This is a genomic window from Cupriavidus sp. FW305-3-2-15-C-LB2, assembly GCF_058787575.1.
The window spans coordinates 40,519-59,704 of record NZ_JBYSZW010000016.1 but is presented as its reverse complement, the minus strand read 5'-3'; the positions used below and the strand labels follow the sequence as shown (position 1 = coordinate 59,704).

Here is a 19,186-nt window from a genome sequence, read left to right as displayed (position 1 = left end):
ATAATAATGATTCTCAATTGAATTCACAATCAATCGTTTCTTTTGGCTTTATAAACAATGACTATCGTCAACGTCATCGCCATTGACGGGCCGACTGCCTCGGGCAAGGGCACTGTCGCGCACAAGGTTGCGGACGCCGTGGGCTTTCACCTGCTCGACAGCGGCGCCCTGTACCGGCTCGTGGCGCTGGCCAGCGACCGCGCCGGGATTGACCTGGCGGACGTGGACGCGCTTGCAAAGATCGCTTCCCGCCTCGATGTGAAGTTCGGCCCTGACCGCGTCTGGCTGCAAGGCGAGGAAGTCAGCCTGGCAATCCGTGCCGAGGCGATCGGCAACCGGGCCTCGGCCATCGCCGTGCACCAGCCGGTGCGCGATGCGCTGACCCAGCTGCAGCGCAGCTTCCGCAAGCTGCCCGGGCTGGTCGCCGACGGCCGCGACATGGGCACCGTGATCTTCCCGGATGCGCCGCTCAAGGTGTTCCTGACCGCAAGTGTTGAGGCGCGCGCTCGCAGGCGCTATAAACAATTGATTGATAAGGGAATTTCTGCTAATATTGAAGACCTTTTGCGTGACCTTGAAGCGCGCGATGTACGGGATCGCACCCGCACCGCCGCGCCGCTTCGTCCCGCCGAGGATGCAAAGCTGCTGGATACCTCCGATATGACGGTGGACCAGGCAGTGGCGCAGGTGCTGGAGTGGTTTGCCGCTGTGCGGCCCGATGCATGAGATGCATGCGGGCGCATCAGTAGAAGCGGCGTACCCCGACGGCACCAGATGGCGCCAGCCCGGGCAAGACTTGTGGCTGGCTTGTGTCAAACCTGACCCCGCTGCACTGGCAGACTGAGCGCGATAGTCGCGCCGGCCAGCGTATTGCGGATTTCACCTTACGTTTATGTCCGACCTGCAAACTAACGAATCCTTTGCCGCACTGTTCGAGGAATCCGTCGCCCGCTCCAATATGAAGGCTGGCGAAGTGATCTCCGCTGAAGTCGTGCGCATCGACCACAATTTCGTGGTCGTCAATGCCGGCCTCAAGTCCGAGGCATTCGTGCCGGTGGAGGAGTTCCTGAACGACCAGGGCGAACTCGAAGTGCAGGCCGGCGACTACGTCTCCGTGGCCATCGATGCGCTCGAGAACGGCTATGGCGACACCATCCTCTCCCGCGACAAGGCCAAGCGCCTGGCATCGTGGCTGAACCTCGAGAAGGCGCTGGAAGACGGCGAGATCATCTCGGGTACCGTGACCGGCAAGGTCAAGGGCGGCCTGACGGTGATGGTCAACGGCATCCGCGCGTTCCTGCCGGGTTCGCTGGTTGACGTGCGCCCGATCAAGGACACCACCCCGTACGAAGGCAAGACCCTGGAATTCAAGGTCATCAAGCTGGATCGCAAGCGCAACAACGTGGTGCTGTCGCGCCGCGCCGTGGTCGAAGCGACCCTGGGCGAAGAGCGCCAGAAGCTGATGGAAACCCTGAAGGAAGGCGCCATCGTCAACGGTATCGTCAAGAATATCACCGACTACGGCGCGTTCGTGGATCTGGGTGGCATTGACGGCCTGCTGCACATCACCGACCTGGCCTGGCGCCGTGTCCGCCACCCGAGCGAAGTGCTGTCGGTTGGCCAGGAAATCACCGCCAAGATCCTCAAGTTCGACCAGGAAAAGAACCGCGTCTCGCTGGGCGTGAAGCAGCTGGGCGAAGATCCGTGGGTTGGCATCTCGCGTCGCTACCCGCAAGGCACCCGCCTGTTCGGCAAGGTGACCAACCTGACCGACTACGGCGCGTTCGTCGAGATCGAAGCCGGCATCGAAGGCCTGGTGCACGTGTCGGAAATGGACTGGACCAACAAGAACGTTGCCCCGTCCAAGGTTGTCCAGCTGGGCGACGAAGTCGAAGTCATGGTGCTGGATATCGACGAAGACAAGCGTCGTATCAGCCTGGGCATGAAGCAGTGCAAGGCCAATCCGTGGGACGATTTCTCGCGTAACCACAAGAAGGGCGACAAGCTGGCCGGCCAGATCAAGTCGATCACCGACTTCGGCGTGTTCATCGGCCTGCCGGGCGGCATCGACGGCCTGGTGCACCTGTCGGACCTGTCGTGGCAAGAGACTGGCGAAGAAGCCGTTCGCAAGTACAAGAAGGGCGACGAAGTCGAAGCCGTGGTTCTGGGCATCGACGTCGACAAGGAACGCATCTCGCTGGGCATCAAGCAGCTGTCGGGCGATCCGTTCAACAACTTCATCTCGGCCAACGACAAGGGTTCGCTGGTTCAGGGCACCATCAAGGCGGTTGACGCCAAGGGCGCCGTGGTCCAGCTGGCTGACGATGTGGAAGGCTACCTGCGTGCTTCGGAAATCTCCGCTGACCGCGTGGAAGACGCCCGCAACGTGCTGAAGGAAGGCGAGCAGATCACCGCCCTGGTGGTGAACGTCGACCGCAAGTCGCGCAACATCAACCTGTCGATCAAGGCCAAGGACAGCGCAGAGCAGCAAGAAGCGATGCAGAAGTTCCAGGCTGACACTGGCACGGCTGGCACGACCAACCTCGGCGCCCTGCTGAAGGCCAAGCTCGGCCAGGACAACCAGTAATCGCAGGCCCCCGCGCTTGCGCGTATGCCCATGACCAAGTCGGAGCTCGTCGAAAAACTGGCTGCCCGCTTCCCCCAGCTGCTGCTGCGGGACGCGGACATCTCGGTCAAAACGATACTCGACGCGATGTCCGAGGCGTTGGCCGATGGCCACCGCATCGAGATTCGCGGATTCGGCAGTTTTGGTCTGAACAAGCGTCCGCCTCGCGTGGGGCGCAATCCCAAGTCCGGCGAGCGTGTGCTGGTGCCCGAAAAACGGGTGCCGCACTTCAAGGCGGGCAAGGAATTGCGCGAACGGGTTGACCGCAGCCAGCCGGCGCCTCCGGGCGCCAATGGCAACGGTCATGCCGCCGGCACGGCCCAGGCCGTGCCGGGCAAGGTAGGCCAGGGCAGCGCTCCCGCCGCAGCGGCGGGATTGCACGAGGGTGGGCTGAATTTTGTCCGCTCTTCCTGATTGCCGGGTTTTGCCTGCTGCTTGTGTGGTTGAAAAAAGCGCCCCCTTAGGGGCGCTTTTTTTATTGCTGCCGGCCTTGCGTGCGCACCGAGACGGGTGGCGCATCGTGCGCAAGCGGCTTGCCGGCGTCTGGCGCCGGGCCGCAGCCCGGGCCGCATTACGGCCCGGTTACCGAATAGGTGAAGTGTATCCGTTACAATGCCGGGGTCTTTGCCGGACCTCGCGCGAGTGCGCCGGTGCCGCTTCCACGTCACGCTGAAACGCTGCCAACCGCATGAAACTGTTCGCCTGGATCGTCCGCATCGTCGTATTCGTGCTGCTGTTCGTGCTGGCGCTGCGCAATACCGCCGAAGCCTCGCTGCAGCTGTTCTTCAACGCCGTCTGGCATGCCCCGCTGATCCTGATCCTGTTCGCGGCCTTCGTGCTCGGCGCGGTCGCGGCACTGGCATCGATCGCGCCCAACCTGATGCGCCAGCGCATGGAGCTTGCCCGGCTGCGCCGCGCCCTGGCCGATGCCGGCGCGCAGGCGAGCGCGTCAGCGGCATCGCCGCCGTCGCCAACGTCGGCAGCCGCCGCCGCGCCGCGCGACGGCAAACCTGTTCCCTATAACGTAGTCGGCCCGAAGGTCTGATCCATGATGTTTGAAACCTGGTGGCTGCTGGCGCTGCCACTTGTCTTTGGCCTTGGCTGGATGGCGGCGCGCTTCGATGTGCGCCAGCTGATCAGCGAGCAGGGCGCCTTGCCGCGCTCGTATTTCAAGGGCCTCAACTTCCTGCTCAACGAGCAACCCGACAAGGCCATCGACGCCTTTATCGAGGTCGCGCGGCTGGACCCGGAAACCACCGAGCTGCACTTCGCGCTGGGCGCGCTGTTCCGCCGCCGCGGCGAAACCGAGCGTGCCATCCGCGTGCACCAGAACCTGGCGACCCGCCCCGACCTGCCCGAGCCCGAGCGTGAGCATGCCTTGTTTGAACTGGGCGAGGACTTCCTGCGCGCCGGCCTGCTGGACCGCGCCGAGGAATCGCTGCGCCGGCTGATGTCGGGCCCCTACGCGGCGTCGGCCAAGCGCGTGCTGCTTGAGCTCTATGAAGTGGAAAAGGAGTGGCAGAAGGCGATCGAGGCTGCGCGCGAGCTGCAGACGCTGGAGCAGACCAGCTACAGCCTGCAGATTGCCCAGTTCTGCTGCGAGCTGGCGCAGGACGCGCTGCAGCGCAAGCGCCCCGAAGATGCGGTGAAGTGGCTGAACCAGGCCGTTGCCGAGAATCCTGCCAACGTGCGTGCCCCGATCCTGTTGGGCGACGTGGCCGCGGCGGCGGGCGATGCCCGCGCGGCGCTTGGCCACTGGCTTGGCATCGAACGGCAGGATGCATCCTTTCTGCCGCTGGTGGCGGACCGCGTGGTCAAGGCCTACGCCAGCCTGCAGGAGGAGGGCGCCGCACTGGAATGGCTGCGCGGCCTGCTCAAGGGCAAGCTGGCGCCGGAGGTGCTCGATACCGCCTACAAGGCAGAGCTGGAAGTAAACGGCCCGGAAGCCGCCGCGCGCCTGATGCGCGAACAGCTGCGCCGCCAGCCCACGCTGCTGGCGCTGACCAAGTATTTCGAGGCGCAGGCGGCGGTGGTCACGGCCGGCGCCCCGTCCGCGCAGCCGGCGGGTGCCGATGCCCCGGCAGAGGGTGCCGAGGGCGCCGACGGCAACGGCGAGCAAGCGCAGGAAACCACCGCCATCCGTGACCTGCTGCAGCTGCGCACGCGCAACCTCGCGCGCTACACCTGCCGCGAGTGCGGCTTCCGCGCCCGGCTCTTCTATTGGCAATGCCCGGGATGCAACCGCTGGGAAACCTACGCCCCGCGGCGTTCCGAGACGCTCGGCTGATCCCGGGCGGCCTGTGCAACAGAATTGAATTAACGCTATGAAAGTCACGATCATCGGCAGCGGCTATGTCGGCCTTGTCACCGGCGCCTGCCTGGCGGAACTTGGCAACGACGTGTTCTGCCTGGACCTGGACGAGCAGAAGATCGCGCTGCTTAACGCAGGCGGGGTGCCGATCTACGAGCCGGGCCTGCAGGAGCTGATCCAGCGCAACCGGGCCGCCGGGCGGCTGACCTTTTCCACCGACGTGGCGGCCAGCGTCGAGCACGCCGACGTGCAGTTCATCGCCGTGGGCACGCCCCCGGACGAAGACGGCTCTGCCGACCTGAAGTACGTGTTGGCGGCGGCGCGCAATATCGGCCGCCATATGACCGGCTTCAAGGTCGTGGTCGACAAGTCCACCGTGCCGGTTGGCACCGGCGACCGCGTGGCCGCCACGATCCGCGCGGAGCTGGCCGCGCGCAGCCTGGAAGACCTGCAGTTCTCGGTGGTGTCGAACCCCGAGTTCCTGAAGGAGGGCGCCGCGGTCGAGGACTTCATGCGCCCGGACCGCATCGTGCTGGGCTGCAACGCCGACGTCGCCGGCCGCCACGCGCAGGCCACCATGCGCCAGCTTTACGCGCCGTTCAACCGGCACCACGAGCGCACCTTCTACATGGACGTGCGCTCGGCCGAGTTCACCAAATACGCCGCCAATTCGATGCTGGCCACGCGCATCTCGTTCATGAACGAGCTGGCCAACCTGGCCGACGAGGTCGGCGCCGATATCGAACTGGTGCGCATGGGCATCGGATCGGACCCGCGCATCGGCTACAGCTTCCTGTATGCCGGCGCCGGCTATGGCGGTTCATGCTTCCCCAAGGACGTGCAGGCGCTGATGCGCACCGCCGCCGACCATGGCAAGCCGATGCGCGTGCTGGAAGCGGTGGAATCGGTCAACGGCGCACAGAAGCGCGTGCTGGGCGACAAGGTCGTGCGCCGCTTCGGCGATGACCTGACTGGCCGCACCTTTGCGGTGTGGGGCCTGGCCTTCAAGCCCAACACCGACGACATGCGCGAGGCACCGTCGCGGGTGCTGGCACGCGAACTGGTGTCGCGCGGCGCGTCGCTGCGCATGCACGACCCGGTGTCGATGGCCGAAGCCCGGCGCGTGCTGGATGCCGACCTGGCCGACCTGCCGGGCGGCGCCGCGCGCGTGAGTTTCCACGAGAACCAGATGGATGCGCTGGACGGCGCCGACGCGCTGGTGATCGTGACTGAATGGAAGGTGTTCCGCAGCCCAGACTTCGGTCAGATCAAGCGGCGCCTGAAGGCCCCGGTGGTCTTCGACGGGCGCAACCTGTATGAGCCTGAGGCCATGGTCGAGACCGGCGTGGAGTACCACGCCATCGGCCGCCCGACCCGGCAGGCCGTGAACGAATGAGGCGCCGGCGGGTCAACGGACTCATCAACCGATAAGCTAACGCGGCGGCCGCGGCCGGCGCGATATTGCCAAGGATCTTCATGAACAAGACCGTCATTCCGCAGGAGCAGATCCGGCAGTCCCATATCCTGGTGGTCGGCGACATGATGCTGGACCGCTACTGGTTCGGCGATGTGGAGCGCATCTCGCCGGAAGCACCGGTGCCGGTGGTCCAGGTCAAGCGCAGCGACGAGCGCCTGGGCGGCGCCGCCAACGTGGCCCGCAATGCCGCGGCACTGGGCGCACGCGTGGGCATGCTGGGCGTGGTCGGCGACGACGAGCCGGCCCGCACGCTTGAAGCGCTGCTGGGCGAGAGCCATGTGCAGCCCTACCTGCACCGCGATCCCAAGCTCAACACCACCATCAAGCTGCGCGTGGTGGCGCACCAGCAGCAGTTGCTGCGCGTGGATTTCGAGAGCGCGCCGGCGCATGAAGTGCTGGCCGCGGTACAGGACCGCTTCCTGGCCCTGATCAACGACTACCAGGTGCTGGTGCTGTCCGATTACGGCAAAGGCGGTCTGACCCACGTCACGCGCATGATCGACGCCAGCCGCGCGGCCGGGCGCAAGGTGCTGATCGACCCCAAGGGCGACGACTACTCGCGCTACCGCGGCGCCACCCTGATCACCCCCAACCGGGCCGAGATGCGTGCCGTGGTCGGCGCCTGGAAGACCGAGGCCGACCTGACCATCCGCGCGCAGAACCTGCGCCGCGGGCTGCAGCTGGAGGCGCTGTTGCTGACGCGCTCGGAAGAGGGCATGACGCTCTACACCGAGGCCGAGGTGCTGCACGTCTCCGCCCAGGCGCGCGAGGTCTATGATGTATCGGGTGCGGGCGATACCGTGATCGCCACGCTCGCCACCATGCTGGGTGCCGGCGTGCCGCTCAAGGAAGCCGTGCAGCATGCCAATCGTGCCGGCGCCATCGTGGTGGGCAAGCTTGGTACCGCCGTCGTCTCTTATTCTGAATTGTTCGGCGCCGCCCCGTGAGGCGTGGCGCCCCCATCCTGATCCGACCATGACCATCATCGTCACCGGCGCCGCTGGCTTTATCGGCAGCAACCTCGTCAAAGGCCTGAACGACCGCGGCGAGACCAACGTCATCGCTGTCGACAACCTGACCCGTGCCGACAAGTTCCACAACCTGGTCGACTGCGAGATCTCCGACTACCTGGACAAGCAGGACTTCCTCGCGCGCTTTGCCCGCGGCGAGTTCGGCAAGGTGCGGGCGGTATTCCATGAGGGCGCGTGCTCCGACACCATGGAGACCGACGGCCGTTACATGATGGAGAACAACTACCGTTACACGCTGTCGCTGATGGAGAGCTGCCTGGAACAGGGCACGCAGTTCCTGTATGCGTCGTCGGCGGCTACCTACGGTGCTTCGCAGGTGTTCCGCGAAGACCGCGAGTTTGAGCGCCCGCTGAACGTGTACGGCTACTCCAAGTTCCTGTTCGACCAGATCGTGCGGCGCCGGCTGCCGTCGGCGCTGTCGCAGATCGTGGGCTTCCGCTACTTCAACGTGTACGGCCCGCGTGAAACGCACAAGGGCCGCATGGCCTCGGTCGCCTTCCACAACTTCAACCAGTTCCGCGCCGACGGCACGGTGAAGCTGTTCGGCGAGTACGGTGGCTATGCCCCCGGCATGCAGAGCCGCGACTTTATCTCGGTCGAGGACGTGGTCAAGGTCAACCTGCACTTCTTCGACCATCCGGACAAGTCCGGCATCTTCAATCTCGGCACCGGCCGCGCGCAGCCGTTCAACGACATCGCCGCCACCGTGGTCAACACCCTGCGCGAGGCCGAAGGCAAGCCGCGCCTGTCGCTCGATGAACTGGTGCAGGAAGGCCTGCTCGAGTACGTCAAGTTCCCCGATGCGCTGCGCGGCAAGTACCAGTGCTTTACGCAGTCGGATGTGTCGAAGCTGCGCAGCGCCGGCTACAGCGAGCCGTTCCTGAGCGTCGAGGAAGGCGTGGCGCGCTACTGCCGCTGGCTGATCGAACGCGCCGGCTGACAATCGGCGCGCAGCCGGCCGACACGCTTTCGTGCGGCCGGTGTCAACTTTTGTTGCCGCATGGGCCGCCGCTGCGGCCCGCCCCTATCCTGACCTGACCTCGCCGCCCCGGCGGGGGTGGTACCTCAGACCATCCACAGGAAAGGAGAGCCTTCATGTTCAAGCATTGGGTCCGGCAACTTGCCCGGCGTTTTTCCCTGGTATTCCTTGCTGCAACCATCTGCCTGTTCGCAGGCGGTGCGGCGCATGCCGCCATCGATGTCAACACGGCGGACGAGGCGGCGCTGACCTCGGTCAAGGGCGTGGGAGCCGCCACCGCCCGCAACATCATCGACGAACGCAACAAGCGTGGGCCCTACAAGGACGCCGCGGACCTGGCCGAGCGCGTCAGCGGCATCGGGCCGAAGTCCGTGGCGAAGCTGCAGGACGCTGGCCTCGCCATTGGCCCGAAGGGAGCCGCAGCAGCGGCCCCGGCCAAGGCCGCCAAGGCAGCGCCCGCGGCGGCCACCAAGCCGGCGCGCTAGCAGGCGCAGGGGCTGGCGCCCGGCTGCCGCGTGGCCGGGCGCTCTCCTTGCTGGTATGGGTTGTGCTAGACCCTTGCCGCTTCGCACGCCCCGTGGCGGCGGAGTATCATGCGGACGCCGCGCCGGCAGGATCTGCCGCGCGTGACTGCCGACAGGCACGCATCTACCAAACAACCAGGCACAAACGCGGCGGCCGCCGACCAGGCGGCCAGCCCGGACCACAGGGAGCAGAACAATATGGCGAATGGCGAGGACGCGGGATTCCTGCCGCAGTGGCGGCTCAAGACCGAAGGTGTGATCGGGCCGGATGAGCGGCTGCCCGCCGGGCAGACGCTGCTGGCCGGCATCCAGCACGTGGTGGCGATGTTCGGCTCGACCGCCATTGCACCGATCCTGATGGGTTTCAACCCGAATATCGCCATCCTGTTTTCCGGCATCGGCACGCTGATCTTCTTCCTGTGCGTGCGCGGGCGGGTGCCGAGCTATCTTGGCTCCAGCTTCGCCTTCATCGCCGTGGTGATCGCCGCCACCGGCTACGCGGGCAGCGGCCCCAACCTCAATATCCCGGTGGCACTGGGCGGCATCATCGCCGCCGGCGCGCTGTACACGGTGATCGGCCTGATCGTGCAGGCGGTGGGCTACGCCTGGGTCGAAAAGCTGATGCCGCCGGTGGTGACCGGGGCCATCGTCGCGGCGATCGGGCTGAACCTGGCCCCGGTAGCGGTCAAGGCGGTCAGCGGGGCGGCCCTCGATACCTGGGTGGGCCTGCTGACGGTGGTGGCCGTGGGGCTGGTGGCGGTGCGTGCGCCCGGCATGATCGGGCGCCTGCCGGTGCTGATCGGCGGCCTGGCCGGCTACCTCGCCTACTACCTGGGCACCAATGTGATGGGGCTGGGCAAGCCGATCGACTTCTCCAGCGTGGCAGCGGCCAGCTGGTTCGGGCTGCCGGCGTTCACGGCGCCGACCTTCGAGCTCAGCGCCATGCTGCTGATCGCCCCGGTGGCGATTGTGCTGGTGGCGGAGAACCTGGGCCATATCAAGGCCATCGGCGTGATGACCGGGCGCAACCTGGACCCGTATATCGGCCGTGCCTTCATCGGCGACGGCATCGCGACCATGCTGTCGGCCAGCGGCGGCGGCACCGGCGTGACCACTTATGCCGAGAACATGGGCGTGATGGCGGTCACCAAGATCTACTCGACGCTGATCTTCGTGGTCGCGGCCGCGGTGGCCATCCTGCTGGGCTTCTCGCCCAAGTTCGGTGCGCTGATCCTGACCATCCCGGGTCCGGTGATCGGCGGGCTGACCATCGTCGTGTTCGGCCTGATCGCGGCGACGGCGGGCCGGATCTGGGTGCAGAACAAGGTGGACTTCTCCAGCTCGCGCAACCTGATCACGGTTGGCGCCACGCTGACGGTGGCCGCCGGCGACCTGACGCTGAAACTGGGCGGCATGACGCTGGGCGGCATCGGGACTGCCACCTTCGGCTGCATCCTGCTGTACCACCTGTTGGGCGAAGGCAATCACGAAGAGGGCTGAGCCAGGGCAGGATGGGCGCAGGCGGGCGGGTGGCAGCGTAAATCCCGCCTGCCGGCGAGGGATAGGTGTCTGGATTACAATGGCCGGCGAATTGGAATCCCCCGTTTGCGACCCCCTTTCGCGACCCCTCGCTCCATGGCCTACAAGACAATTGAAGACACCATCGGCAATACGCCGCTGGTCAGACTGCAGCGCATCCCCGGTGCCGCCAACGACGCGCGCGGCAATGTGATCCTCGGCAAGCTCGAAGGCAACAACCCGGCCGGTTCGGTCAAGGACCGCCCCGCGGTGTCGATGATCGCCCGGGCCGAGGCGCGCGGGCGCATCAAGCCGGGCGACACCCTGATCGAGGCGACTTCCGGCAATACCGGCATCGCACTGGCCATGGCGGCCGCCATCCGCGGCTACAAGATGGTGCTGATCATGCCCGAGGACCTGAGCCTCGAACGCCGCCAGAGCATGGCGGCCTACGGTGCCGAGATCATCCTGACCCCGGTCAAGGGCGGCATGGAGTACGCCCGCGACCTGGCGGATTCGATGGAGCGCGATGGCAAGGGCGTGATCCTCGACCAGTTCGCCAACCCGGACAACCCGCAGGCGCACTATGAGGGCACCGGGCCGGAGATCTGGCGCGATACCGACGGCCGCATCACCCACTTCGTTTCGGCGATGGGCACCACCGGCACCATTACCGGCGTGTCGCGCTACCTGAAGGAACAGAACCCGGAGATCCAGGTCATCGGCGCGCAGCCGGCCGAAGGCTCGCGCATCCCGGGCATCCGCAAGTGGCCCGAGGCGTATCTGCCCAAGATCTACGATGCCAGCTACATCGACCGCACCGAGCCGGTGAGCCAGGGCGATGCCGAGCACATGGCGCGGCGCATGGCGTCCGAAGAGGGCATCTTCTGCGGCATTTCGGCCGCGGGCGCGCTCTGCGTGGCGCTGCGCATTGCCGAGGAAGTGGAGAACGCCACCATCGTGTTCGTGGTGTGCGACCGCGGCGACCGCTACCTGTCGACCGGCGTGTTCCCGGCGTGACCTGAACCGGTGCCAACAAGAAAGGCCTCGCAAATGCGAGGCCGGCGGGCAGCTGGCGTCAGCCCATCGCCGCCTTGACCGCCTCGCCCAGCTGGTACACCGCCAGCGCATAGAAGAAGCTGCGGTTGTAGCGCGTCAGCACGTAGAAGTTGCGCAGGCCGAGCAGGTACTCGGTCGGCTGGTCGGGGGTGGGCAAGTCCACCACCAGCACGCCAGTCTCGCCTTCGCGCGCGGGGTCGATCGGCTCGTCCACGCGCAGGCCGGCGCGGGTCAGCTGGTTGAGCGTGCGCGTGGGCCACGGCTCACCGTCGGCCGCGGCGGTGGCGATACCCAGGCTGCCGGCGTCGCCGGCAATGCGCCACACCACCGGGCGGCCCGGCTCCCAGCCGTGCAGCTGCAGGAAGCGCGCGACACTGCCGATGGCGTCGGTAGGGCTGTTGCGCAGGTCGATGCGGCCGTTGTTGTCGTAGTCGATGGCGTATTCGCGCAGGCTGGTCGGCATGAACTGCGGGATGCCGATCGCGCCCGCGAAGGAGCCCAGCACCGAGTACACGTCAGTGCGGGTGTCGCGGCACCACAGCAGGTAGTCGGCCAGCTGGTTGCGGAACAGCGTGGTGCGGGCTTCGCGGTTGGGCGTGTCCGGGTAGTCGAAGGCGAGCGTGGACAGCGAATCGAGCACGCGGAAGGTGCCCATGTCGCGGCCATAGATGGTTTCCACGCCGATGATGCCGACGATGACCGATGCCGGCACGCCGAACTCGGCTTCGGCGCGGCGCAGCGTGTCGCGGTTGTCCTGCCAGAAGCGCACGCCCGCGTTGATGCGGATCGGCTCGATAAAGCGCGAGCGGTAGGTGCGCCAGCTTTTGCGGCCGGTGGTGGCGGGCGGCATGATCAGACGCACCACGGTGGCGGAATAGACCGCCTGGCCAAACCACTCCTGCAGCATGCCACGGTCAAGGCGGTGGCGGGCCACCATCTCGTCGATAAATGCGCGGGTCTGCGGATTGTCGCGGTAGCGGCCGGGTTCGATCTCTTCCTCGCGCATGCTGACGCGGCGCTTGCCCGCGGCGAGCAGGCTGGGGGAGAGGCCGCAGAGTCCGAGTGCGGCAGCGGAAAGCGCGGCGCCCAGCAGGGGGCGTCGCAGTGAGCGCTGGGTGTCGGTCATGATGTCCTTTGCAAGTCGCACCGAGTATAGCGGATGCCACTGCGGCAACTGCCGGCAAGCCGTCACGAGATGGCGCGCCGGCGCCGCTGGGTGGCTTGGGCTGGCGTGTGCTAACGTAGCGATTGGAGACAACATCGCGACGATAAGAGATGCCGACAGGCTATTACACGCACCCCGAGTTCCAGCGGCACGAGATGGGGCATTTCCATCCGGAGTGCCCGGAACGCCTTCAGGCGATCGAGGATCACCTGATTTCGCACGGCCTGGACGGGCTGCTGGAGCGCCGCGAAGCCCCGCCCGCCACGCGCGAGCAGCTTGAGCGCGTGCACCGGCCCGACTATGTCGATTCACTCGAGCGCGCCAGCCCGGCCAGCGGCTATCACGCGATCGATCCGGATACCTCGATGAACTCGCACACGCTTGCCGCCGCCACGCTGGCCGCGGGCGCGGCGGTGGCGGCCACCGATGCGGTGATCGCCGGCGAGTTCGAAAACGCGTTCTGCTGCGTGCGCCCGCCCGGCCACCACGCCGAGCCCGACCGCGCGATGGGCTTCTGCTTCTACAACAACGTCGCCATCGCCGCGCGCCACGCGCTGCGGGCGCACGGGCTGGAGCGCGTGGCCATCATCGATTTCGACGTGCACCACGGCAATGGCACCGAAGCGGCATTCCGCGGCGACGAGCAGGTGATGATGTGCAGCATTTTCCAGCACCCGTTCTATCCGTACAGCGGCACCGAGCATCTCGCGCCCAATATGGTCAACATACCGCTGCCGGCCTATACCAACGGCATGGCCGTGCGCGAAGTGGTCGAGACCATCTGGCTGCCGCGGCTCAATGAGTTCCGCCCGCAGATGCTGTTTATCTCCGCCGGCTTTGACGCGCACCGCGAGGACGACCTAGGCCAGATGGGCCTGGTGGAGCAGGACTACGCCTGGATCACCGGCCAGCTGGTGGACGTTGCGCGCGCCCATGCGCAGGGCCGCATCGTCAGCTGCCTGGAGGGGGGCTACAACCTGAGCGCGCTGGGCCGCAGCGTGCTGGCGCACCTGAAGGTGCTGCTGGAACGATAGGAGAGCATGGCCATGGCCGAGACCGATGCGCGCGTGGACGCGCCGCTGCTGACCGAATCGCGCGACACCGCGGGCGTGGTGCGGCTGACCATGAATCGGCCGCAGGCGTTCAATGCACTGTCAGAAGGGCTGCTCGACGCGCTGACCGAAGCCCTCGGCCGGCTGGCGTCGGACCATACCGTGCGCGTGGTGGTGCTGGCCGGCGCCGGCAAGGCCTTCTGCGCCGGGCACGACCTGCGCGAGATGCGGGCCTCGCCGTCGCACGACTACTACCGGCGCCTGTTCGACCGCTGCACGCGCATGATGATGGCGATCCAGAAGATGCCGCAGCCGGTGCTTGCGCGCGTGCAGGGCATTGCCACGGCGGCGGGCTGCCAGCTGGTGGCCATGTGCGACCTTGCGGTGGCCGCCGACGATGCGCGCTTTGCGGTGTCCGGCGTCAACCTGGGCCTGTTCTGCTCGACGCCCGGGGTGGCGTTGTCGCGCAACCTGCACCGCAAGCAGGCGATGGAGATGCTGCTGACCGGCGACATGATCGACGCCGAAACCGCCCGTGAGCGCGGGCTGGTGAACCGGGTGGTGCCCGCTGGCCAGCTCGACGAAGAGGTGGCGCGCCTGGCCGCCAGCATCTGCGCCAAGCCGGCCGCCGCGGTGGCCGCCGGCAAGTGTCTGTTCTACCGCCAGCTGGAAATGGGCATCGAGGCCGCCTACCAGCTGGCCGGCCAGACCATGGCCTGCAACATGATGGACGAGTCGGCGCTGGAGGGGGTGCAGGCCTTCATTGACAAGCGTTCGCCGTCCTGGCGTGGCTCATAATCGACTTTCTTGCCCCTTATATGCCGGGAACGTATAAAGACATCGGTAAAAAGTCGTTTATGGTATGAAGCGAATCGCATAAAATACGCGCTTCAGAAAAATAACGAGCGGCAACAGCGCTGGAGATCCCTCGCCTGTTGCCGTTTTTCTTTTGGTCACTTTCCATGATCGAACTGCAAGGACTGTCGCAGCGCTTCCCGGGCGCGTCTGGCGACGTGCATGCATTGCGGGACGTCAGCCTGTCGATAGCGGCGGGCGAGGTCTTCGGCATTATCGGCCGCAGCGGCGCCGGCAAGAGCACGCTGGTACGCGCCATCAACCTGTTGAACCGGCCCTCGAGCGGCCGCGTGATCGTCGCGGGCCAGGAGCTGACCGCGCTGGACACGGGCGCGCTGCGCCTGGCACGCCGCGAGATCGGCATGATCTTCCAGCACTTCAACCTGCTGTCGTCGCGCACGGTGTATGAGAACGTGGCGCTGCCGCTGGAACTGGCCGGCAAGCCCAAGGCTGAGATTGCCGCGACGGTGCTGCCGCTGCTGGACCTGGTGGGCCTGTCGGCGCTGAAGGGCCGCTATCCGGCGCAGATCAGCGGCGGGCAGAAGCAGCGCGTGGGCATTGCGCGCGCCCTGGCCAGCAAGCCCAAGGTGCTGCTCTCGGACGAGGCCACTTCCGCGCTGGACCCGGAAACCACCCGCTCCATCCTGGAACTGCTCAAGCAGATCAACCGCGACCTGGGCCTGACCATCGTGATGATCACGCACCAGATGGAAGTCATCAAGCAGGTCTGCGACCGCGTGGCCGTGCTTGAAGCCGGCCGGGTGGTGGAGACCGGGCGCGTGATCGACGTATTCCTGCGCCCGCAGCACGACGTCACCCGCGCCATGATCGGCGACGTCATCTCGCAGGAACTGCCGGCCAGCGTGCTCAAGCGCGTGGAGAGCCGGCTCGGCAACGGGCGCGACCATGTCTACCGCCTGGCCTTCACCGGCGAGGGCGTGGACCAGCCGGTGCTGGCCCAGGCGATCCGCCGCTACGGGCTGGACTTCAATATCCTGCACGGCCATATCGACGAGATCCAGGGCCAGGCTTTCGGCTCGCTGGCGATCATGGCCACGGGCGAACTGGCCGACGTGAAGGCGGCGATGGAATACCTGCAGGCGCAAGGCGTCGTGGTGGAGGAGTTCGAGCATGTGGTCTGAAATGTTTGACCTGTTCCTGACCTCGTTCAACGAGACCCTGCTGATGGTGGCGATCTCGGGCGTGGTCGGCTCGCTGCTGGGCGTGCCGCTGGGCGTGCTGCTGCATCTGACCAACCGCGGCGGCGTGCTGTCGCACCCGCTGTTCAACCGCGGCATCGGCGTGGTGGTCAACGCCGTGCGCTCGATCCCGTTCATCATCCTGCTGGTGGTGGTGATCCCGTTCACGCGCTTTATCGTCGGGTCGTCGATCGGCACCACCGCGGCGATCGTGCCGCTGACCATCGCGGCGATCCCGTTTATCGCGCGCCTGGTGGAAAGCGCGCTGCGCGAGGTCGACAAGGGCCTGGTCGAGGCCGCTCAGTCGATGGGCGCCACCACCCGCCAGATCGTGTGGAAGGTGCTGCTGCCCGAGGCCATGCCCGGCATCGTCGCCGGCCTGACCATCACCTTTGTCAGCCTGGTCGGCTATTCGGCCATGGCCGGCGCGATCGGCGGCGGCGGTCTGGGCGACCTGGGCATCCGCTACGGCTACCAGCGCTATATCACCGAGGTCATGGTGGCGGTGGTGGTGATCCTAATCGTGTTCGTGCAGGCCGTGCAGAGCTTCGGCGACTGGCTTGTCCGCCGTATCAGCCACCGCTAATCCGTCAACGCCAAGTCAATTATTTTCTGAAACAGGAACGCATATCATGCAACGTCGCAACCTGCTGCAATGGATTCTCGGCGCCGCGATCGGCGCAACGCTGGCAACGGGCGCCGTCGCCCAGGAAAAGCCGATCAAGATCGGCGTGACCGGCGGCCCGCACGCCCAGATCATGGAACAGGTGAAGAAGGTCGCCGCCAAGGACGGCCTGAACATCCAGGTGGTCGAGTTCAGCGACTACATCCAGCCCAACGCCGCGCTGGCCGCCGGCGACCTGGACGCCAACAGCTACCAGCACCTGCCGTACCTGGAAGCCCAGATCAAGGACCGCGGCTACAAGTTCACGCATATCGCCTATACGGTGACGTTCCCGATGGGCGTGTACTCGAAGAAGATCAAGTCGCTCGACCAGCTCAAGCAGGGTGCGCGCGTGGGCGTGCCCAACGATCCCACCAACGGCGGGCGCGGCCTGTTGCTGCTGCAGAGCAAGGGCGTGATCAAGCTCAAGCCTAACGCCGGCCTGAAGGCCACGCCGCTGGACATCGTCGAGAACCCGAAGAAGATCCGCATCGTCGAGCTGGACGCCGCGCAGCTGCCGCGCTCGCTGGATGACCTGGATGCCGCCGCCATCAACGGCAACTACGCGGAATCGGCCGGCCTGTCGCCCGTCAAGGATGCCATCGCAATCGAAGGCCCGAAGGGTCCGTACGCCAACCTGATCGCGATCCGCGAGGCTGACAAGAGCAAGCCCTGGGTGGCCAAGCTGGTGAAGGCTTATCACTCGCCGGAAATCAAGCAATACGTCACATCGACCTTCAAGGACTCGGTCATTACCGCCTGGTAAGCCGACGTCACTTTGAGGGTTTCATCCAATCAGACGATGCCCGCAAGCCCCGGTTTGCGGCACAATCGTCGGACGGCTGGGATCTGCCGGGCTATGCCCGGCATCATTTTGCCGATAAAATAGTACGATCGTTCGAAAAACAGGAGAGCCGCCAACCCGGTGGTTATAATGACGAGCGAACAAAATTTCTGACTATCAGCTATCAGTGGAGTGAGCGCATGAAAGTACTCGTCGCAGTCAAGCGGGTGGTGGATTACAACGTCAAGGTCCGCGTCAAGGCGGACGGCAGCGGCGTCGATCTGGCCAACGTGAAGATGAGCATGAACCCCTTCGACGAAATCGCCGTGGAAGAGGCCGTGCGCCTGAAGGAAGCCGGTGTTGTCACCGAAGTGATCGCCGTCTCGTGCGGTGTCACGCAGTGCCAGGAAACCCTGCGCACCGCGATGGCCATTGGTGCCGACCGCGGCATCCTGGTGGAATCGAACGAAGACCTGCAACCGCTGGCCGTGGCCAAGCTGCTGAAGGCGCTGATCGACAAGGAACAGCCGCAACTGGTGATCCTGGGCAAGCAGGCCATCGACGACGACTCCAACCAGACCGGCCAGATGGTGGCCGCGCTGGCTGGCCTGCCGCAAGCCACGTTCGCCTCCAAGGTGGTGGTTGCCGACGGCAAGGCCTCGGTGACGCGTGAAGTCGATGGCGGCCTGGAAACGCTGTCGCTCAAGCTGCCGGCCGTGGTGACGACCGACCTGCGCCTGAACGAGCCGCGCTACGTGACGCTGCCGAACATCATGAAGGCCAAGAAGAAGCAGCTCGATATCGTCAAGCCGGAAGACCTCGGCGTCGACGTCAAGCCGCGCCTGTCGACCCTGAAGGTGGTCGAGCCTGCCAAGCGCAGCGCGGGTGTGATGGTGCCGGACGTTGCGACGCTGGTGCAGAAGCTGAAGAACGAAGCCAAGGTTATCTGAGCGCGGGGGAGAAATAACATGACTGCACTCGTCATTGCTGAACACGACAATCAATCCATCAAGGCCGCCACGCTGAACACCGTGACTGCCGCTGCCCAGTGCGGCGGCGACGTGCACGTGCTGGTGGCTGGTGCCAACGCCAAGGCCGCGGCCGATGCGGCCGCCAAGATCGCCGGCGTGACCAAGGTCCTGCTGGCCGACGCCCCGTACTTCGGTGACGGCCTGGCCGAGAACGTGGCCGAGCAGGCGCTGGCCATCGCCAACGACTACTCGCATATCCTGGCTCCGGCCACCCCGTACGGCAAGAACATCCTGCCGCGCGTGGCTGCCAAGCTGGACGTGGCCCAGATCTCGGAAATCTCCAAGGTCGACGCCCCGGACACGTTCGAGCGCCCGATCTACGCCGGCAACGCCATCGCCACGGTCAAGTCGGAAGACAAGATCAAGGTCATCACCGTGCGCGGCACCGCCTTTGACGCCGCCGCCGCCGAAGGTGGCTCGGCTGCCGTCGAGACCCTGCCGGCCGTGGCCGACGCAGGCGTTTCGCAGTTTGTTTCGCGCGAAGTGGCCAAGAGCGACCGTCCGGAACTGACCGCCGCCAAGATCATCGTCTCGGGTGGCCGTGGCGTGGGTTCGGGCGAGAACTACACCAAGGTGCTGACGCCGCTGGCCGACAAGCTGGGCGCCGCGCTGGGTGCCTCGCGCGCCGCCGTGGACGCCGGCTTCGTGCCGAACGACTACCAGGTCGGCCAGACCGGCAAGATCGTCGCGCCGCAGCTGTATATCGCCGTCGGTATCTCCGGCGCGATCCAGCACCTGGCCGGCATGAAGGACTCCAAGGTGATCGTGGCGATCAACAAGGATGCCGAAGCCCCGATCTTCTCCGTGGCCGACTACGGCCTGGTAGGCGACCTGAACACCGTGGTGCCGGAGCTGGTGGCAGCACTGGGCTGATGCCTTGCCGGCCGCCAGGCGGCCGGCACTGGTAGCAA

The 19,186-nt window shown here is 66.0% G+C and carries 19 protein-coding genes; 18 read left to right on the top strand and 1 reads right to left on the bottom strand.

What is annotated here, in order from left to right; all coding sequences use genetic code 11:
- The first annotated feature begins 57 nt into the window (after positions 1 to 57).
- The 11 genes from cmk (at position 58) to cysM (ending at position 11,486) form a co-directional block, all read left to right on the top strand.
- Complete coding sequence (cmk, locus tag AC3WRR_RS14135; protein WP_010812955.1) at positions 58 to 726, top strand: (d)CMP kinase; 669 nt, start codon at positions 58 to 60, stop codon at positions 724 to 726.
- 166 nt (positions 727 to 892) lie between these two features.
- Entirely contained in the window at positions 893 to 2,587 is a 1,695-nt protein-coding gene (gene rpsA / locus AC3WRR_RS14130; RefSeq protein ID WP_010812954.1) for a 30S ribosomal protein S1, read from the top strand.
- A 30-nt stretch (positions 2,588 to 2,617) separates the two neighbouring features.
- Positions 2,618 to 3,040, top strand: a complete 423-nt coding sequence (locus tag AC3WRR_RS14125; RefSeq protein ID WP_010812953.1) for an integration host factor subunit beta — start codon at positions 2,618 to 2,620, stop codon at positions 3,038 to 3,040.
- Between the two features lie 274 nt (positions 3,041 to 3,314).
- Positions 3,315 to 3,671 (top strand): LapA family protein, encoded by a 357-nt coding sequence (locus AC3WRR_RS14120; protein WP_010812952.1) that lies wholly within the window; start codon positions 3,315 to 3,317, stop codon positions 3,669 to 3,671.
- Positions 3,672 to 3,674: 3 nt separating this feature from the next.
- Positions 3,675 to 4,913 (top strand): lipopolysaccharide assembly protein LapB, encoded by a 1,239-nt coding sequence (gene lapB, locus AC3WRR_RS14115; RefSeq protein WP_010812951.1) that lies wholly within the window; start codon positions 3,675 to 3,677, stop codon positions 4,911 to 4,913.
- A 37-nt stretch (positions 4,914 to 4,950) separates the two neighbouring features.
- Positions 4,951 to 6,333, top strand: a complete 1,383-nt coding sequence (locus tag AC3WRR_RS14110) for a UDP-glucose dehydrogenase family protein (protein ID WP_010812950.1) — start codon at positions 4,951 to 4,953, stop codon at positions 6,331 to 6,333.
- Positions 6,334 to 6,413: 80 nt separating this feature from the next.
- Positions 6,414 to 7,361 (top strand): D-glycero-beta-D-manno-heptose-7-phosphate kinase, encoded by a 948-nt coding sequence (rfaE1, locus tag AC3WRR_RS14105; RefSeq protein ID WP_010812949.1) that lies wholly within the window; start codon positions 6,414 to 6,416, stop codon positions 7,359 to 7,361.
- A 28-nt stretch (positions 7,362 to 7,389) separates the two neighbouring features.
- Positions 7,390 to 8,385 carry an ADP-glyceromanno-heptose 6-epimerase gene (gene rfaD, locus AC3WRR_RS14100; protein WP_010812948.1) on the top strand — a complete coding sequence of 332 codons (996 nt, stop codon included), beginning with the start codon at positions 7,390 to 7,392 and terminating at the stop codon, positions 8,383 to 8,385.
- Between the two features lie 155 nt (positions 8,386 to 8,540).
- A complete protein-coding gene (locus AC3WRR_RS14095; protein ID WP_010812947.1) occupies positions 8,541 to 8,909 on the top strand; it encodes a ComEA family DNA-binding protein in 369 nt (122 codons plus the stop codon).
- Positions 8,910 to 9,146: 237 nt separating this feature from the next.
- Complete coding sequence (locus AC3WRR_RS14090; protein WP_011614702.1) at positions 9,147 to 10,448, top strand: solute carrier family 23 protein; 1,302 nt, start codon at positions 9,147 to 9,149, stop codon at positions 10,446 to 10,448.
- A 135-nt stretch (positions 10,449 to 10,583) separates the two neighbouring features.
- Positions 10,584 to 11,486, top strand: a complete 903-nt coding sequence (cysM, locus tag AC3WRR_RS14085) for a cysteine synthase CysM (protein ID WP_010812945.1) — start codon at positions 10,584 to 10,586, stop codon at positions 11,484 to 11,486.
- Between the two features lie 58 nt (positions 11,487 to 11,544).
- Here cysM and mltB read toward each other — a convergent pair whose 3' ends face one another.
- Positions 11,545 to 12,651: a lytic murein transglycosylase B gene (mltB, locus tag AC3WRR_RS14080; RefSeq protein WP_010812944.1), complete on the bottom strand. Its 1,107-nt coding sequence runs from the start codon at positions 12,649 to 12,651 to the stop codon at positions 11,545 to 11,547.
- A gap of 149 nt (positions 12,652 to 12,800) precedes the next feature.
- Between mltB and AC3WRR_RS14075 the strand changes: the two genes are divergently transcribed.
- The 7 genes from AC3WRR_RS14075 to AC3WRR_RS14045 all read left to right on the top strand — a co-directional run bounded on the left by AC3WRR_RS14075 (position 12,801) and on the right by AC3WRR_RS14045 (position 19,148).
- A complete protein-coding gene (locus AC3WRR_RS14075) occupies positions 12,801 to 13,724 on the top strand; it encodes a histone deacetylase family protein (RefSeq protein ID WP_010812943.1) in 924 nt (307 codons plus the stop codon).
- Between the two features lie 12 nt (positions 13,725 to 13,736).
- Positions 13,737 to 14,540 (top strand): enoyl-CoA hydratase, encoded by an 804-nt coding sequence (locus AC3WRR_RS14070; protein WP_174549455.1) that lies wholly within the window; start codon positions 13,737 to 13,739, stop codon positions 14,538 to 14,540.
- 164 nt (positions 14,541 to 14,704) lie between these two features.
- Complete coding sequence (locus AC3WRR_RS14065; RefSeq protein WP_011614704.1) at positions 14,705 to 15,739, top strand: methionine ABC transporter ATP-binding protein; 1,035 nt, start codon at positions 14,705 to 14,707, stop codon at positions 15,737 to 15,739.
- Positions 15,729 to 16,382, top strand: coding sequence for a methionine ABC transporter permease (locus AC3WRR_RS14060; protein WP_011614705.1), 654 nt, complete (start codon positions 15,729 to 15,731; stop codon positions 16,380 to 16,382). Before AC3WRR_RS14065 ends, AC3WRR_RS14060 begins: the two co-directional genes overlap by 11 nt.
- A gap of 46 nt (positions 16,383 to 16,428) precedes the next feature.
- Positions 16,429 to 17,226, top strand: a complete 798-nt coding sequence (locus tag AC3WRR_RS14055; RefSeq protein ID WP_010812939.1) for a MetQ/NlpA family ABC transporter substrate-binding protein — start codon at positions 16,429 to 16,431, stop codon at positions 17,224 to 17,226.
- 218 nt (positions 17,227 to 17,444) lie between these two features.
- Positions 17,445 to 18,194 (top strand): electron transfer flavoprotein subunit beta/FixA family protein, encoded by a 750-nt coding sequence (locus AC3WRR_RS14050; protein ID WP_010812938.1) that lies wholly within the window; start codon positions 17,445 to 17,447, stop codon positions 18,192 to 18,194.
- Positions 18,195 to 18,212: 18 nt separating this feature from the next.
- On the top strand, positions 18,213 to 19,148 hold the full coding sequence (locus tag AC3WRR_RS14045) for an electron transfer flavoprotein subunit alpha/FixB family protein (protein ID WP_010812937.1): 936 nt from the start codon (positions 18,213 to 18,215) through the stop codon (positions 19,146 to 19,148).
- Positions 19,149 to 19,186 lie beyond the last annotated feature (38 nt).

What these genes read in the sequence shown, in the direction of transcription:
- AC3WRR_RS14075 (WP_010812943.1), top strand. Translation starts at nt 12,801, where the DNA reads ATGCCGACAGGCTATTACACGCACCCCGAGTTCCAGCGGCACGAGATG.
- rfaD (WP_010812948.1), top strand. Translation starts at nt 7,390, where the DNA reads ATGACCATCATCGTCACCGGCGCCGCTGGCTTTATCGGCAGCAACCTC.
- mltB (WP_010812944.1), bottom strand. Translation starts at nt 12,651, where the DNA reads ATGACCGACACCCAGCGCTCACTGCGACGCCCCCTGCTGGGCGCCGCG.
- AC3WRR_RS14055 (WP_010812939.1), top strand. Translation starts at nt 16,429, where the DNA reads ATGCAACGTCGCAACCTGCTGCAATGGATTCTCGGCGCCGCGATCGGC.
- AC3WRR_RS14060 (WP_011614705.1), top strand. Translation starts at nt 15,729, where the DNA reads ATGTGGTCTGAAATGTTTGACCTGTTCCTGACCTCGTTCAACGAGACC.
- cmk (WP_010812955.1), top strand. Translation starts at nt 58, where the DNA reads ATGACTATCGTCAACGTCATCGCCATTGACGGGCCGACTGCCTCGGGC.
- rpsA (WP_010812954.1), top strand. Translation starts at nt 893, where the DNA reads ATGTCCGACCTGCAAACTAACGAATCCTTTGCCGCACTGTTCGAGGAA.
- AC3WRR_RS14090 (WP_011614702.1), top strand. Translation starts at nt 9,147, where the DNA reads ATGGCGAATGGCGAGGACGCGGGATTCCTGCCGCAGTGGCGGCTCAAG.
- AC3WRR_RS14050 (WP_010812938.1), top strand. Translation starts at nt 17,445, where the DNA reads ATGAAAGTACTCGTCGCAGTCAAGCGGGTGGTGGATTACAACGTCAAG.
- rfaE1 (WP_010812949.1), top strand. Translation starts at nt 6,414, where the DNA reads ATGAACAAGACCGTCATTCCGCAGGAGCAGATCCGGCAGTCCCATATC.
- AC3WRR_RS14110 (WP_010812950.1), top strand. Translation starts at nt 4,951, where the DNA reads ATGAAAGTCACGATCATCGGCAGCGGCTATGTCGGCCTTGTCACCGGC.
- AC3WRR_RS14095 (WP_010812947.1), top strand. Translation starts at nt 8,541, where the DNA reads ATGTTCAAGCATTGGGTCCGGCAACTTGCCCGGCGTTTTTCCCTGGTA.
- AC3WRR_RS14065 (WP_011614704.1), top strand. Translation starts at nt 14,705, where the DNA reads ATGATCGAACTGCAAGGACTGTCGCAGCGCTTCCCGGGCGCGTCTGGC.
- AC3WRR_RS14120 (WP_010812952.1), top strand. Translation starts at nt 3,315, where the DNA reads ATGAAACTGTTCGCCTGGATCGTCCGCATCGTCGTATTCGTGCTGCTG.
- cysM (WP_010812945.1), top strand. Translation starts at nt 10,584, where the DNA reads ATGGCCTACAAGACAATTGAAGACACCATCGGCAATACGCCGCTGGTC.
- AC3WRR_RS14045 (WP_010812937.1), top strand. Translation starts at nt 18,213, where the DNA reads ATGACTGCACTCGTCATTGCTGAACACGACAATCAATCCATCAAGGCC.
- AC3WRR_RS14070 (WP_174549455.1), top strand. Translation starts at nt 13,737, where the DNA reads ATGGCCGAGACCGATGCGCGCGTGGACGCGCCGCTGCTGACCGAATCG.
- lapB (WP_010812951.1), top strand. Translation starts at nt 3,675, where the DNA reads ATGATGTTTGAAACCTGGTGGCTGCTGGCGCTGCCACTTGTCTTTGGC.
- AC3WRR_RS14125 (WP_010812953.1), top strand. Translation starts at nt 2,618, where the DNA reads ATGACCAAGTCGGAGCTCGTCGAAAAACTGGCTGCCCGCTTCCCCCAG.